Source organism: Sphingobium sp., from assembly GCF_049304695.1.
In the GTDB taxonomy this organism is placed as follows: domain Bacteria; phylum Pseudomonadota; class Alphaproteobacteria; order Sphingomonadales; family Sphingomonadaceae; genus Sphingobium.
Genome location: NZ_JBAQOK010000032.1, coordinates 1 through 14,909, shown reverse-complemented (window position 1 = coordinate 14,909; position 14,909 = coordinate 1). Strand labels below are relative to the sequence as shown.

Annotated in this window: 14 protein-coding genes; 5 read left to right on the top strand and 9 right to left on the bottom strand. The window is 63.5% G+C overall.

Going from position 1 to position 14,909, the window contains the following annotated elements:
• Nucleotides 1-5 precede the first annotated feature (5 nt).
• Nucleotides 6-1,097 (bottom strand): branched-chain amino acid aminotransferase, encoded by a 1,092-nt coding sequence (locus tag WA070_RS04395; protein WP_422632940.1) that lies wholly within the window; start codon nt 1,095-1,097, stop codon nt 6-8.
• Nucleotides 1,098-1,236: 139 nt separating this feature from the next.
• Between WA070_RS04395 and WA070_RS04390 the strand changes: the two genes are divergently transcribed.
• Both WA070_RS04390 and WA070_RS04385 read left to right on the top strand, forming a co-directional pair.
• Nucleotides 1,237-2,256 carry a threonine aldolase family protein gene (locus WA070_RS04390; RefSeq protein WP_422633059.1) on the top strand — a complete coding sequence of 340 codons (1,020 nt, stop codon included), beginning with the start codon at nt 1,237-1,239 and terminating at the stop codon, nt 2,254-2,256.
• A complete protein-coding gene (locus tag WA070_RS04385) occupies nt 2,249-3,148 on the top strand; it encodes a DMT family transporter (protein WP_422632939.1) in 900 nt (299 codons plus the stop codon). The genes WA070_RS04390 and WA070_RS04385 overlap by 8 nt, the downstream gene beginning before the upstream one ends.
• Before the next feature lie 168 nt (nt 3,149-3,316).
• On the opposite strand, the gene pheT is transcribed toward WA070_RS04385, so the two are convergent.
• The 6 genes from pheT to rpmI form a co-directional block, all read right to left on the bottom strand.
• Nucleotides 3,317-5,746: a phenylalanine--tRNA ligase subunit beta gene (gene pheT / locus WA070_RS04380; protein ID WP_422632938.1), complete on the bottom strand. Its 2,430-nt coding sequence runs from the start codon at nt 5,744-5,746 to the stop codon at nt 3,317-3,319.
• Entirely contained in the window at nt 5,743-6,834 is a 1,092-nt protein-coding gene (gene pheS, locus WA070_RS04375) for a phenylalanine--tRNA ligase subunit alpha (protein WP_422632937.1), read from the bottom strand. Before pheS ends, pheT begins: the two co-directional genes overlap by 4 nt.
• Before the next feature lie 60 nt (nt 6,835-6,894).
• On the bottom strand, nt 6,895-7,221 hold the full coding sequence (locus WA070_RS04370; protein WP_422632936.1) for a GIY-YIG nuclease family protein: 327 nt from the start codon (nt 7,219-7,221) through the stop codon (nt 6,895-6,897).
• A gap of 76 nt (nt 7,222-7,297) precedes the next feature.
• A complete protein-coding gene (locus tag WA070_RS04365) occupies nt 7,298-7,918 on the bottom strand; it encodes a LysE family translocator (RefSeq protein WP_422632935.1) in 621 nt (206 codons plus the stop codon).
• A 172-nt stretch (nt 7,919-8,090) separates the two neighbouring features.
• Nucleotides 8,091-8,453 carry a 50S ribosomal protein L20 gene (rplT, locus tag WA070_RS04360; protein WP_422632934.1) on the bottom strand — a complete coding sequence of 121 codons (363 nt, stop codon included), beginning with the start codon at nt 8,451-8,453 and terminating at the stop codon, nt 8,091-8,093.
• Nucleotides 8,454-8,466: 13 nt separating this feature from the next.
• Nucleotides 8,467-8,670: a 50S ribosomal protein L35 gene (gene rpmI, locus WA070_RS04355; RefSeq protein ID WP_422632933.1), complete on the bottom strand. Its 204-nt coding sequence runs from the start codon at nt 8,668-8,670 to the stop codon at nt 8,467-8,469.
• A gap of 158 nt (nt 8,671-8,828) precedes the next feature.
• Between rpmI and WA070_RS04350 the strand changes: the two genes are divergently transcribed.
• Nucleotides 8,829-10,970 carry an AsmA family protein gene (locus WA070_RS04350; RefSeq protein ID WP_422632932.1) on the top strand — a complete coding sequence of 714 codons (2,142 nt, stop codon included), beginning with the start codon at nt 8,829-8,831 and terminating at the stop codon, nt 10,968-10,970.
• 12 nt (nt 10,971-10,982) lie between these two features.
• On the opposite strand, the gene hisN is transcribed toward WA070_RS04350, so the two are convergent.
• On the bottom strand, nt 10,983-11,798 hold the full coding sequence (gene hisN, locus WA070_RS04345) for a histidinol-phosphatase (protein WP_422632931.1): 816 nt from the start codon (nt 11,796-11,798) through the stop codon (nt 10,983-10,985).
• Nucleotides 11,799-11,894: 96 nt separating this feature from the next.
• On the opposite strand from hisN, the gene WA070_RS04340 reads away from it, so the two are divergent.
• The gene (locus WA070_RS04340) at nt 11,895-12,131 is read left to right on the top strand and encodes a hypothetical protein (RefSeq protein WP_422632930.1); all 237 of its coding nucleotides are present in this window, start codon (nt 11,895-11,897) and stop codon (nt 12,129-12,131) included.
• Between the two features lie 5 nt (nt 12,132-12,136).
• Here WA070_RS04340 and WA070_RS04335 read toward each other — a convergent pair whose 3' ends face one another.
• Nucleotides 12,137-13,072 carry a ribose-phosphate pyrophosphokinase gene (locus WA070_RS04335; protein ID WP_422632929.1) on the bottom strand — a complete coding sequence of 312 codons (936 nt, stop codon included), beginning with the start codon at nt 13,070-13,072 and terminating at the stop codon, nt 12,137-12,139.
• Between the two features lie 133 nt (nt 13,073-13,205).
• Here WA070_RS04335 and WA070_RS04330 point away from each other — a divergent pair, with 133 nt between their 5' ends.
• Nucleotides 13,206-14,867 carry an NAD+ synthase gene (locus WA070_RS04330; RefSeq protein ID WP_422632928.1) on the top strand — a complete coding sequence of 554 codons (1,662 nt, stop codon included), beginning with the start codon at nt 13,206-13,208 and terminating at the stop codon, nt 14,865-14,867.
• Nucleotides 14,868-14,909: the final 42 nt, after the last annotated feature.

Sequence of the window (14,909 nt, the reverse complement as noted above, 5' to 3'; positions counted from 1 at the left end):
TCGGGTTAAACCGTGCGCACCCATCCGGCCGGATCGGCGACCGTGCCGCGCTGGATACCCGTCAGTTCGCTGCGCAGGCTTTCGGTGACGATGCCGCCGTCGCCATTGCCGATGGTGAAATCGCCATCCTTGCTGCGGACAGTGCCGATCGCGGTGACGACCGCTGCGGTGCCGCAGGCGAAGGCTTCGCGCAGCTTGCCGCTGGCGGCGTCGTCGCGCCACTGGGCGAAGCTGTAGGGTTCTTCACGCACGTCATGCCCCTTTGTCCGGGCGAGCGCGATGATGCTGTTGCGGGTGATACCGGGCAGGATGGTGCCCCGTAACGGAGGCGTAACGATAGACCCATCGTCCATGACGAAGAAAACGTTCATGCCGCCCAGTTCCTCGACCCACTTATTTTCAGCCGCGTCGAGAAACACGACCTGATCGCATCCGTGGCCGATCGCTTCTTTCTGCGCGACCAGACTGGCGGCATAGTTGCCGCCGCATTTGGCAGCGCCGGTGCCGCCGCGCGCGGCGCGGGTATAATGGTCGGACACCCACAGGGTCACGGCCTTCTTGCCGCCCTTGAAATAGGCGCCGGCAGGGGATGCGATGACGCAGAAGATATATTCGTTGGACGGGCGCACGCCCAGGAAGGTCTCGCTCGCGAAGAGGAAGGGGCGCAGATAGAGGCTGCCCTCGCCCGTCGGGATCCAGTCAGCGTCAATGCGGACCAGTTGCTCGACCGCTTCGAGAAACACGTCTTCTGGCAATGCAGGCATGGCAAGGCGTTCAGCCGAATCGGCGAAGCGGCGGGCGTTTTCCTCCGGCCGGAACATGGCGATGCTGCCATCTTCGCGGCGGTAGGCCTTCATTCCTTCGAAGATTTCCTGCGCATAATGCAGCACGGCGCAGGCGGGATCGATCTGGAACGGTTCACGCGGACCAACGGCATGGCTGTGCCACCCCTGCCCTTCGGTATAGCGAATCGTGACCATATGGTCGGTGAAAAGACGCCCGAAACCCGGATCTTCCAGCAGGACCGCGCGATCATTCGCCGCTACAGCCTTCTGGCTTTGGGTAACGGTGAAACGCGATGTCTGCTCGACGTCCATGATGGATCTCCTTGGGGTTGGACGGAGAGCCTATGTCACAGATGGTGACGCGAAACAACGTCAACTATACTGACCCATCAGGCCTTTGGCATCAAGCTGGCCTCTTGGCGCACCAGCGATGCGCCGCTATCGCGCCGACATGCACTTTTTTTCCGACAATGCGACACCCGTCTGCCCACAGGTCATGGCCGCGATCGCGGGGGCCGACCATGCCGACCATGGTTATGATGGCGACCGGTGGAGCGCGCGGATCGACGGCGCCTTTTCCGACCTGTTCGAAACGCCGGTCAGTGCGCTGTGGGTTGCCAGCGGCACGGCGGCGAACAGCATTGCGCTGGCATGTCTGTGCCAGCCCTATGGCGGCATCATCTGCCATGAAGAGGCGCATATCGTCGTGGACGAATGCGGCGCGCCGGGCTTCTTCACGCATGGCGCGAGCCTGATGCCGCTGCCGGGTGCTGGCGCGAAGCTGACGCCCGACGTGGTGACGGACAGGCTGGCGACGATCCGGCCCGACGTGCATCAGGTGCCGGGCCAAGCGATCAGCATCACCAATGCGACCGAATATGGGCTGACCTACAGCCCCGATGACGTCGCTGCGCTGGGCGAGATCGCGCGTAGGCATGGCATCGCGCTGCATATGGATGGCGCACGTTTTGCCAATGCGGTGGCCTTTGCGGACTGCGCGCCTGCCGACATCACATGGCGTGCGGGCGTGGACGCGCTGTCGTTCGGCTGCGTCAAGAATGGCGGAATGATCGGCGAGGCGCTGCTGTTCTTCGGCCCGGAGCGGGAACATCTCGCAGCATTGGCGGCGCGGTGGCGCAAGCGGTCGGGGCATCTGTTTTCCAAGGGTCGTTATCTGGCCGCGCAGATACTGGCGCTGATCGAAGACGGACTCTGGCTGGACAATGCGCGCGCGGCCAATGCCGCCGCGCAGGCGCTGGCCCAAGGGGCGGAGACGCGGCTGCTGCATCGGGTTGAGGCGAATGAGCTGTTCATTCGTCTTTCGGCTGCGGAGGCGAAGGCGCTGCGCGATCAGGGTTTCGATTTTTACGACTGGGGCGAAGGCGCGGCGCGGCTGGTAACGAACTGGTCGCAGGATGCAGGCAGCGTCGCGCCGCTGGCCGCCGCCTTGCGGGCGCTGGACCATGGCTGACGACGATGCGAAGGGCGGCATCGTCCTGCCCTTCATCCTGGTCACGCTGATCTGGAGTTCGACCTGGATCGTCATTCGCGACCAGATCGGGTCGGTCCCGGCAAGCTGGTCGGTCTGCTATCGGTTCGCGCTGGCGGGCGTCGCCATGGCCGCGTTCGCGCGGATGCGGGGCGTATCGCTGCGCATTGGCGGGGCGGGCATCGCCTATGCCGCGATGGTGGGGATCGCGCAGTTCGTGCTGAACTTCAACTTCGTCTATCGCGCGGAGCATTATCTGACATCCGGCGTGGTCGCGGTGATCTATGCCATGCTGCTGATCCCCAATTCGATACTGGCGTATCTGATCTTTCGCCAGCCGGTGGGCCGCGCGTTCATCGCCGGGTCGGCGGTGGCGATGGCGGGGATCGCGATGATGCTGGGGCATGAATATCGCGCCGCCAGCATCGATCCGACGATGGTGCTGCTGGGCGCGGGGTTCGCGCTGGCTGGGCTGCTGAGCGCTTCGGCAGCCAATGTGATGCAGGGGATGGAGATTGCGCGGCGATTGCCGATGATCGCCGTGCTGGCATGGGCGATGCTGATCGGCGCGGCGGTGGATGCGGCCTTTGCATGGACGACGGTGGGGCCGCCGGTCGTGGAATGGCGGGCGGGCTATCTGCTGGGCATTGGCTGGCTGGGCATAGCCGGGTCGGTCGTGACTTTCCCGCTCTATTTCCGGCTGATCCAGCGCGTGGGTGCGGGGCGTGCAGCCTATACCAGCGTGCTGATTCCCGTGATCGCTATGCTGATCTCGACTTTGGTGGAGGGTTATCGCTGGACGGGGCTGGCGGCTTCGGGCGCGGTGCTGGCGGTGGCGGGGATGGTGATCGCGTTGCGGGCGAAGCGGGGGTAGGTGCTGTTCCTCAGACTGCGGCGATGAACAATTGTAATCTTAGAGCCGAATAACTCTATCTTCATCCGTTCGCTTCGAGCGAAGTCGAGAAACACATAGCACAAAACTTATGTTTCTCGACTTCGCTCGAAACGAACGGAAGTAGGGTCATCCATTCAACATCTAGTTCTATCCGCGCAACGTGCCGCCCAGTTTCTGCGCGGCTTTCACCACTGCCGCGCTGATGGCGTCCAGTTCTTCCTGACCGAAACTTTTGTCGCCCGGCTGGAGCGTGATTTCGATCGCCAGCGACTTGTGGCCTTCATCCACGCCGGGGCCGGTGAAGACGTCGAACAGGCGAGCGTCCACGATTGCTTTCTTGTCCGCGCCACGCACCGCGCGGACCAGTGCGTCCGCCTCCACCATGTCCGGCACGATGAAGGCGAAGTCGCGCTTCACCGCCTGCAACGCGGGTGGGGCGTAGGGCGCGCGCATGAAGCCGCTTTTGCGTTTGGCGGGAATGGCGTCGAGGAAGATTTCGCCTGCAACGACTATACCCGTCAGGCCAAACTGCTTGGCAAGGCCGGGATGCAGCACGCCATATTCCGCCAACACGGCCTTTGGCCCCAGCCGCAACGTGCCGGATTGACCCGGATGGTAGGCCGCGGATGCTTCGCCGAAACTTTGCAGATTGGCGACCGGCGCACCGGCGGCGGACAGCAGGGCGATGACTTCGGCCTTCGCGTCGAAGGCGGAAAAGAGCTGAGCCTTGCCCCCCTGCCAGCTGCGTGGGCTTTTGTCGCCGGTCAGGATGAAGCCGACGGTGGCGCGTTCGCCCTGACGAAAATAGCGACGGCCCAGTTCGAACAGGCGCACGGACGCCGCGCCACGATCCATGTTGCGACGCGTGGCCGACAAAAGGCCGGGCAGTAGCGAGGGACGCATGACCTTGAGGTCTTCGGAAATCGGGTTGGCGAGCGTCCATTGGCCACCGCCGACGGCGGCGGCTTCCTTTTCGGACAGGAAGGACCAGTTGATCGCTTCGGCCAGACCGCGCGCAGCCGCCGTGCGGCGCACCTTGCGCTCGACAAGCTGTTCGGGCGTGGCGGTTGGGCGGGCAACGCCGGGGGCGCGGGGCAGCGGAGTGGAGGGCACATGGTCCAGCCCGACGATGCGCACGATTTCCTCGACAATGTCGGGCCAGCCATCGACGTCGCGCCGCCATGAGGGGACAGTGATCGCCCAATGGCCCGGCACGCTGACGGGCATGCCGTCTTCATAATCGATGCGGGGAGAGTCGCCCTCCACACCGAAGCCAAGCCATTCCAGGATGCGCCGCTGTTCGTGGCCCGGCACATCGACCCCGGCCAACGCGAGGCACTGGTCGGGCATATAGGTGACGATCTTTGGGGTGGTCGGCGGACTACCTGCGCGGGTCGCTTCGCTAGGCGTGCCGCCGCAGAGCATGGTGACGAGGCTGGTGGCGATCGACAGGCCGTCGTCGAGGAAGGCGGGATCGACGCCGCGTTCGAACCGGCCGCGCGCGTCCGATGTCAGGATGAGTTTCTGCCCGGTCATGGCGATGCGTTCGGGCGTGAAATAGGCGCATTCGATCAGCACGTCGGTGGTGGCGTCGGTCGCGCCGGAATGTTCACCGCCCATGATGCCGCCAATGTCGTGGACGGCTTCATCGTCGGCGATGACGGTCATCGTGTCATCGACGGTGTAGCTCTTGCCATTGAGCGCCAGCACCTGCTCGCCCGGCTTCCCCTTGCGCGCGACGAGGCCGCCTTTCAGGGTCGCCATGTCATAGACGTGCAGCGGGCGGCCAAGGTCGATCATGATATAGTTGGTGATGTCGACCAGCGTGCTGATCGGCTTTTGCCCGATGGCTTTGAGGCGTTTGGCCATCCAGTCGGGCGACTGACCGTTGGTGACGCCGCGCACGGTGCGGGCGTAGAAGGCGGGGCAGCCTTCGGCGTCTTCGATGCGGACGTCCGGGCCGGGGCCGACGCCCTCGACCGGCGGCACGATGATGGCGTTGAGCGTGCCGAGGCCCGCCGCCGCCAGATCGCGCGCAATGCCGCGCACGCCCATGCAATCCTGACGATTGGGGGTGATGGACAGGTCGATGACCGGATCGTTAAGGCCAGCCCAGTCGGCATAGACCTGCCCCACCGGCGCGTCGGGGGCGAGTTCGATGATGCCGTCATGATCTTCGCCCAGTTCCAGTTCGCGGAAAGAGCACATCATACCGTTGGAATCGACGCCACGGATCGCGGTTTTCTTGAGCACCATGCCGTTGGACGGCACGACAGCGCCCTCCACGCCGAACACGCCGACAAGGCCCGCGCGGGCGTTGGGCGCGCCGCACACGACCTGAAGCGGGGTGCCCCCATTCAAATCAGTGCCGTGATCGACGGTGAGCACCTGCAACTTGTCGGCCTGCGGATGGCGTTCGGCCGTCAGGACTTTGGCGATCCTGAACGCGCCCAGCTTTTCGGCCGGGTTCTCGACGCCTTCGACTTCCAGCCCAATGGCGTTGAGCGTCTTGAGGATGGTGGGCAGGTCGGCGTCAGTGGCCAGATGCGTCTTGAGCCAGCTCAGGGTGAACTTCATGCGCCTACGCCTCCGCTCAACGTCGGCACATCGAAGGCCGTGAACCCATAATGTTTGAGCCAGCGCAGATCGCCGTCGAAGAAGGCCCGCAAGTCGTTCATCCCATATTTGAGCATCGCCAGACGATCGACGCCTGTGCCAAAGGCAAAGCCCTGCCACTCATCGGGGTCCAGCCCGCACGCCTCGATCACGCGGCGATTGACCATGCCGCTGCCCAGCACTTCGAGCCAGCCGCCGCCGGGCGCATCGCCGTCGCCGCCGATGACGCGCTGGCCGTTCACCAGCGTATAGCCGACATCGACCTCGACCGAGGGTTCGGTGAAGGGGAAATAGCTGGGGCGCAGGCGCAGGACGATGTCCTCGCGCTCGAAGAAAGCCTTGAGGAAGGTTTCCAGCGTCCATTTGAGATGGCCAAGGGTAATGCCCTTGTCGATCACCAGTCCTTCGATCTGGTGGAACATCGGCGTGTGAGTCGCGTCGCTGTCGCTGCGATAGACGCGGCCCGGCGCGATGATGCGGATCGGCGGGGGCGTCGTCATCATCGTGCGGATCTGCACCGGGGAGGTGTGGGTGCGCAGCAGCATCCGCTTCTGCCCTTCCTCGTCCGGGAAGTAGAAGGTGTCGTGCATCGCGCGCGCCGGATGGGTTTCGGGAATGTTGAGCGCGGTGAAATTATGCCAGTCGTCCTCGATCTCCGGCCCGGTGGCGACGGAAAAGCCCAGGTCAGCGAAGATTTCGGCCAGTTCGTCCATGACCTGGCTGACTGGATGCACGCTGCCCTGCGGACCGATGTCGGCAGGGAGGGTCATGTCGATCGTTTCGGCTGACAGGCGCGCGTCCAGCGCGGCGCTTTCCAGAGCCGCCTTGCGCGCGGCGATGGCGGCGGTGACCGATTCGCGCAGATCCTGGATCGGCGGCCCCTGTTCCAGCCGTTCCTGCGGCGACATGGGGCCGAGCGTCTTGAGCAGGCCGGTGATGACCCCATTCTTGCCCAGCGCGCCGACGCGCAGCGCCTCCACCGCGTCCACCGTGTCGGCGGCGGCGATGTCGGCGATCAGGCCGGCTTTCAGATTGGCAATATCAGTCATATGTTCCGTCACCATCCCGTCATTCCCGCGAAGGCGGGAACCTAGCTCCCAACCCGTCGGTCATTCGCTGCGTAGAAAGGGCAGAGGTCCGAAGCCAAAGCCCAAAGCCAGATCGTCCCAATCGGGATTTTCACCTTCAATCAGATTGATCTTCCACGCCCTGTTCCATTTCTTGATTCGCTTCTCGCGAAGGATAGCGCTGTCCAAGCGATCATGCGGTTCGAACCAGACCAGTCGATGTACGCCGTAGTCTTTGGTGAAGCCTTCGATCAAGCCGTTTCGATGTTCGTAGAGCCGCTTTAGGAGATCGGCGGTTACGCCAATGTATAGCGTGCCGTTCTTGCGGCTGGCCAACATATAGACTGTCGGGCTGATTTCGCGCTTCATACATGACCCTGGAGATGGGTCCCCGCCTTCGCGGGGATGACGATGGAGGGCGGGTTCGATGAGTGGTGGGCGGGTTTTACGCCCGCGCGCCCAGCAATGCCCCGCCGAAGCCGATGAACATCAGGCCGGTGGCGCGGTTGAAGAGGCGCTGGCGGTTGGTGGGGGCCAGCCAGCGGGCGAGGCGCAGGCCGCCCAGCGCGTAGATCGCGTACCAGAGGCTTTCGATGACCACGAAGCTGGCGATCAACACGCCAAGCTGGAGCCAGAAGGGCCGATGGAGGTCGATGAACTGGGGGAAGAGCGCGGCGGCGAAGATGATGAGTTTGGGGTTGGAGAGGCCAGTCAGCAGCCCGGTCGCATAAAGTGCGCCTGCCGAACGGGCGCGGGTCGCCGCAACATCATCGCTGCCGCCCACGGGCGCGCGCCATGCCTTGACGCCCAGCCAGATGAGATAGGCGACGCCTGCATAGCGCAGCACATCGAACAGGTCCGGCGACGCCTTCAGCAAAGCCCCCAGCCCCAGCGCCGACGCGACGAGGCACAGCAGGACGGCGCTCATCAGGCCCGCCATCGTCATCATCGCCTTGCGCGGGCCATGAGCGATGCTCTGCGTCATGACGTGCAGCATGTTGGGACCGGGCGTGGCGGAGATCAGGAAGACCGCCGTGACATATAACCACCAGAGATGCAGCGACATGGGACATGCCTTTTCAAGGGGCCGCTCACCTCCGTTCGTTTCGAGCGAAGTCGAGAAGCATTAGCGCTGGGGTTTCTCGACTTCGCTCGAAACAAACGGAGGTTGAGAAACAAAAAGGGCGCCGGAAGCATCTGCCCCGGCGCCCTTTTGACGATCCTGCGATCGATTGGCCTTATGCTGCGGGCAGCGCAGCCTTGGCCTGAGCGATGATGGCGCTGAACGCCTCGCCTTCGTGCATCGCGATGTCGGCCAGAACCTTGCGGTCCAGTTCGACGCCGGCCAGCTTGAGGCCGTGCATGAATTGCGAATAGGTCAGACCTTCGGCGCGGACACCAGCGTTGATACGCTGAATCCACAGGCCACGGAAGCTGCGCTTCTTGACCTTGCGATCGCGATACGCATACTGGCCAGCCTTTTCGACAGCCTGACGGGCGATGCGGATCGTGTTCTTGCGACGGCCATAATAGCCCTTCGCCTGTACCAGAAGCCGCTTATGCTTGGCGCGGGTGGTTACACCCCGTTTTACGCGTGCCATATGTCCCTAATCCTTACTTGAGGCCGTAGGGCGCCCAGAGGCGGACGTGAGCCACGTCGGCATCGGACAGCACGGAAGTACCACGGTTCTGGCGAATATATTTCGAGTTGTGGCTCATCAAACGGTGACGCTTGCCAGCGAAACCATGCTTGACCTTGCCGGTCGCGGTGAACTTGAAGCGCTTCTTCACACCGCTCTTGGTCTTCATCTTGGGCATTTTCGTCTCCTTTTCTGGCGCGACGATTACAGACAGCCCCGGCAGCCCTAGTTAGCCGGGCGGTCTCACTGAATATCGCGAAGGGCGCGCTTAAGCGGGGAAGCGCGGGAAAGCAAGATGATTCGGACCCAATGGATCGGTGCGGCGTTGAGGGCGCGATGGTCGATGACGCTATACCCACCCCCGATGCTGGATCACGCCCATTGGCGCAACGCGTGCGTGATCGCTGGCGTCGATTACCGCTCATTGCCAGGATCGCTCTGTGGATCGTGGGCGTCCTGTTTGCGCTGTGGCTGATCCTGTTCATCACCAAGGGCCGGTTCCTCAAAGGGCCGTTCGAGCGCACGCTGACCAGCCGGTTGGAGCGGTCGGTAACTGTCGATGGCGATTTCCAGCTCTATTTCGCGCCGATCGCGATCAAGTTTCGGGCCGAAGGGCTGCGCGTTGCCAACCTGCCCTGGGCCAGCAAGCCTGATTTTCTGCGCGCCGACCTGATCGACAGTCGCATTGCGCCGCTGAGCCTGATCTTTGGCGACAAGGTGCGCGTGCCGTGGCTGGAACTGCGCAACGCGGCCGTGGACATGGAATGGTCGCGCGATCACCGGCATAATACGTGGACGCTGGGCGATCCCGATAAAAAGGGCGAGCCGGTCAACATGCCGCTCATCACCCGCGCTTTGCTGGCTGGAACGACGCTGCGCTATCGCGATCCGCAGTTGCAGTTGGGCACAGACATCGCCTTTGAAACGGCCAAGGCGCGCGATACCCGATTCGCGCAGGCCATCAGCCTATCTGGCACTGGGACGATGCGGACGCTGCCCTTTACACTGACCGGGCAGCTGCTGTCGCCCAACGCGACGGTGAGTGGCGGCAAGAACAGCCTCGTCGGGCGCGCGGTGGCGGGCGCTACGGTGGTCGATGTGACCGGCACATTGCCGGGCGTGACACAGTTGGAGGGCAGCGACCTGCGGCTGGTGGCGAAGGGGCAAAATCTTCGTCGATTGTTCGATTTTCTGGGTGCGGCCATCCCCGATACGCGCGACTATCGCTTTACGTCGGCCCTGACCAAAGTGGGTCAGGAATGGCGCTTTACCCATTTGAAGGGCCGGTTCGGGGACAGCGATCTGGCGGGCAGGATGACAGCGTCGCTGCCCAACGGTCGGCTGCTGATCGACGCGGATCTGGCCACGCAGAAGTTGGACATCATAGATGTCGCACCGTTCATCGGATATGATCTGCAAAGGGTTGCGACGCAGGGCGCGAGCGGCGCGATCGAAACCGTGAGCGGCGCACCTCGCGTCCTGCCGGATACGCCGTTACGGATCGAGGCGATCCGCAATTTCGACGCGAATGTGCGCTATACGGTCAAAACGCTGCGCGCGCCCAACATACCGATCTCCGATGGTGCGGTGACGCTGACGCTCGACCATAGCCTGCTGACGCTGTCGCCGCTGACTTTCGCCATGTCGGGTGGTCAGGTTTCATCCGACATACGCATCGATGCACGGCAGCAGCCGGTACGCACCGCTTACGACATTCGCCTGTCGCCAACCCCGATGGGCAAATTGCTGGCGCGATGGGGCGTGGCGGAATCGGGGACGTCCGGCACGATCAAGGGACGGGTGCAGATGACGGGGCTGGGCGATACGCTGCATGATTCACTGTCCACCGCCAATGGCCGGATTGCGATCATACTGCCCGCCGGGTCGATGTGGGCGCGCAATGTGCAATTGTCCGAACTGGATGTCGGTACTTTCGTTACGAAAATGTTTTCGGGCAAGCTGAAGCAGCCGGTGCAGATCAATTGCGGGCTGATCGCCTTTACCGTGCGCAATGGCGTGGCGGCGGCGGACCCGATCCTGATCGACACGCGCAAGAATGTCATGACGGGGCGCGGCGGATTTTCGTTCAAGAATGAGAGTATCGACATCGCCTTCCGCGCTGACGGCAAGAAAGTCAGCCTGTTTTCCGGCCAGTCGCCGGTCGGCATCAACGGCTATTTCGCACAGCCCGGCATCAATGTGATCAGCCCCGAACTGATGGCGCGGGGCGGAGCGGCAGCAGCGCTGGCGGTGGTTGGCACACCTTTGGCGGCGGTATTGGCCTTTGCCGATGTGGGCGATGCCAAGGGTGCGGCGTGCGGGCCGATCCTGTCTGGCGCCAATGCGCAGGGACAGCGGACCAAGCGCGGCAATCCACGCGACGATGTGGGTCGTGGCACGACGGCCAAGGATGAGGCGGGCAAGGGCAATAAGGGCGAGGCGAAAGCGCAGGAGAAGAAGTTTCTGGGGATTTTCTGACGCTATCGCGCATTAGTGATCGTGATGATGGCCCGTCTGCGCGCTGGCCATGGCTTCGAGCACATCCTCCAGCCGGGCGGGATCGCCCAGCGCCAGCACATGCCCGTCGCTGTCGGCGGTCAGGGGATCGCCGTTCCAGTCGCACATCAGGCCGCCTGCCCCTTCGACGACTGGCACCAGCGCCGCAAAGTCATAGCTTTGCAGGCCTGATTCGATGACGATGTCGAGGAAGCCGGACGCCAGCAGGCCGTAATTATAACAATCCCCGCCATAGACCGGTCCCTGTCGGGGTGCGCCGCCGGAGACCGCCGCGACCAGCGCCATATAGGCAGGCACGTCGCCGTCATCGAACAGGTGCGGGCTGGTAGTGGCGATTGCCGCGCCTTCCAGCGCGCGGCAGGTGCGGGTGCGCACCGGCTGTCCGTTGAAGGTGGTGGGCTGGCCCGCCATCCCGGCCCAGCGTTCGCGCGCAATCGGTTGATCGATGATGCCGATGGTCGGCCAGCCTGCCTGCGTGAGCGCGATCAGCGTGCCGAAGATTGGCCGCCCGGCGATGAAACTGCGCGTGCCGTCGATGGGGTCGAGAATCCAGACCCGTTCGGCATCTTCGCGCACCGATCCATATTCTTCGCCGATGATGCCGTCATCGGGGCGTTCCTTTTCGAGGATCGCGCGGATCGCGGCTTCGGCGGCGCGGTCGGCCTCCGTCACGGGCGACTTGTCCGCCTTGATCTCCATGTCGTAGCGGGCGCGGAAGAAGGGGCGGATCGCATCGCCGGCGGCGTCGGCAAGGCGGTGGGCTAGAGCCAGATCGTCACGGGTCGTCATGCCCTCCGACTAGCCGCTCTGGCCGCTGTGCGCCAGTGGGCGGTTAAGCCTTATGCAACCCGACCGTTCTATCCTTCGATCAACAAGGGAGAGCGCATGGCGCTGATCGGCTGGTTCCTGAGTTTCGTGGCGCTGTTCGCCGGGCTTGCCATGCGGCAGGACATGCCGGTCAATGGATCGGCGACGCTATCCGACATGCTGTTCGGCCTGGCGGTGCTGACATGCCCGATGGTGTGGCGCGACAAGCCGATGGGCGTGTCGCGCGGGCAGCGGATCGTCGTGGCGCTGATCATGATTTTGACGGTGCCGTGGGTTCTACTGCCCCACGGCTGACGCCTTTAGTCGAACAGGCTGGATACCGAACTTTCGTCAGCAATGCGCTTGATCGCTTCACCGAGCAGCGGGGCGATGGGCAGGTGGCGGATATGCTTGGCATTGAGAACCGCATCGGTGCCCTGGATCGTATCGGTGATGACCAGTTCGCGCAGTTCCGATGTTTCGACACGGGCCACCGCGCCGCCCGACAATACGCCATGGCTGACATAGGCGACGACATCCTCCGCCCCCGACGCCTTGAGCGCTGCGGCTGCGTTGCAGAGCGTGCCGGCCGAATCAACGATGTCGTCGATCAGGATGCAGAAGCGGCCCGACACATCGCCGATGATGTTCATGACTTCCGATTCGCCCGCCCGTTCGCGGCGTTTGTCCACGATGGCGAGCGGCGCGTTGTCGAGGCGTTTGGCCAGAGCGCGGGCGCGCACCACGCCGCCCACGTCAGGTGACACGACCATGATGTTGCGATCGCCAAAGCGCGCCTGGATATCCGCCGACATGACCGGCGCGCCGAACAGATTGTCGGTCGGGATGTCGAAGAAGCCCTGAATCTGCCCAGCGTGCAGATCGACCGACAGGACGCGGTCGGCACCTGCGGTGGTGATGAGGTTGGCGACCAGCTTGGCGCTGATGGGGGTGCGCGGGCCGGGCTTCCGGTCCTGGCGCGCATAGCCGAAATAGGGGATGACCGCCGTGATTCGCTTGGCCGACGCGCGCTTGAGCGCGTCGATCATGATGAGCAGTTCCATCAGATTGTCGTTGGTGGGATAGGCCGTCGATTGAATGACGAACACGTCCTCGCCCCGGACATTTTCATGGATTTCCACGAAAACTTCCTCGTCGGCAAAGCGCCGCACGCTGACGTCGGTCAGGGGTATTTCGATATAGTCGGCGATAGCGGCCGCGAGCGGCTTATTGGAATTGCCGGTCATGAGCTTCATGGCCAATCCCCCTGATTGCATAAGGCGTGACGAATTGATGACGATGCGCGAAACGCGGTCCCTTTAGACGCGCCGGTCGCGAGTTGAAAGGCGCTTTTGCGCCTTGACATAAAATGCTCTAGGGCGCGCGGTCATGACCGACAAACTCGTGATCGCCCTGGCCCAGATGACGCAATCGGTGGGCGACCTGACCGCCAATGCCGATGCGATGCTCGCATGGCGCGCGCGCGCGGGCGATGCCGACCTGATCGTCTTTCCCGAATTGCAGCTGATCGGCTATCCGCCCGAGGATCTGGTGCTGAAACCCGCGCTGGTGGAGCGGGCGAATCAGGAACTGGACCGACTGGCACAGGCAACCGCCGATGGCGGCCCGGCGATGCTGGTCGGCACGGTGGTCGCGGCGCAGGGCGTCCTGTTCAATGTCGTGGCGCTGCTAGACGGCGGCGCGGTGACGCATATTCGGCAGAAGCGCGAATTGCCCAATTATGGGACGTTCGACGAAAAGCGGCTGTTCGCACCGGGACCGTTGCCGGAACCGATCGACTTTCGCGGCGTGAAGATCGGCGTGCCGATCTGCGAGGATATCTGGTTCCCGTTCGTGACGGCACATCTGAAGGCGCAAGGCGCGGAAATTTTAATCAGCCCCAATGGCAGCCCGTTCGAGGTCGACAAGGACGACCGGCGGATCAACGGCGTGGCGGGGACGCGGGTGCGCGAGACCGGCCTGCCGCTCATCTATCTGAACCGTGTCGGCGGGCAGGACGAACTGGTGTTCGATGGCGCGTCCTTCGTCATGAATGGCGACCTGTCGATTGCCCAGCAATTGCCTGACTGGGACGAGGCGCTGGTGCTGACGCGTTGGGACAAGCGCGAGGGGGCGTGGGTGTGCCAGACCGGCGACCTGCATCCTCTCGATGAGCGTCCCGGCGACATCTACAACGCGATGGTGCTGGGCCTGCGCGATTATGTGAACCGCAATCGCTTTCCCGGCGTTGTGCTGGGCCTGTCGGGCGGGATCGACAGTGCGCTTTCAGCGGCGGTGGCGGTCGATGCGCTGGGCGCAGACCGGGTGTGGTGCGTGATGATGCCGTCGCGCTTTACCAGTCAGGACAGTCTGGACGATGCGGTGGAATGCGCGCGGCTGCTGAGCGTGCGATATGACACTATTCCCATCGAACCGGCGGTCGGGGCGTTCGACACGATGCTGGGACCGGTTTTTGCAGAGCGGCAGCGCGATTTGACCGAAGAAAATATCCAGTCGCGCATCCGGGGTGTCACGCTGATGGCGCTGTCCAACAAATTTGGCCACATGCTGCTGACCACCGGCAACAAGAGCGAGATGTCGGTTGGCTATGCGACCATCTATGGCGACATGGCGGGCGGTTATTCGGTGCTGAAGGACGCGTATAAGACGACGGTGTTCGACCTGTCGCGCTGGCGCAACGAGAATGTCCCTTCGTTGGGCGAACATTTCGGGCCGACCGGTCCGGTCATGCCCGATCGGGTGATTACCAAGCCGCCGAGCGCCGAGTTGCGCGATGACCAGCGCGACGACGACAGCCTGCCGCCCTATGAGGTGCTGGACCCGATCCTATACGGCCTGGTCGAGGAGGAACTGTCGGTCGAGCAACTGGTCGCGCGCGGATTTGAGAAGGAGACGGTCGCGCGGATCGAGCGACTGCTCTATGTGGCTGAATATAAGCGCCGCCAGTCGCCGCCCGGCGTAAAACTGGGCAGCCGCAATTTCGGGCGCGACCGGCGCTATCCGATCACCAACGCCTTTCGCACCCTGTAACAACCCCCGTTCGGTTCGAGCCTGTCGAGAACTGTTCTCGAC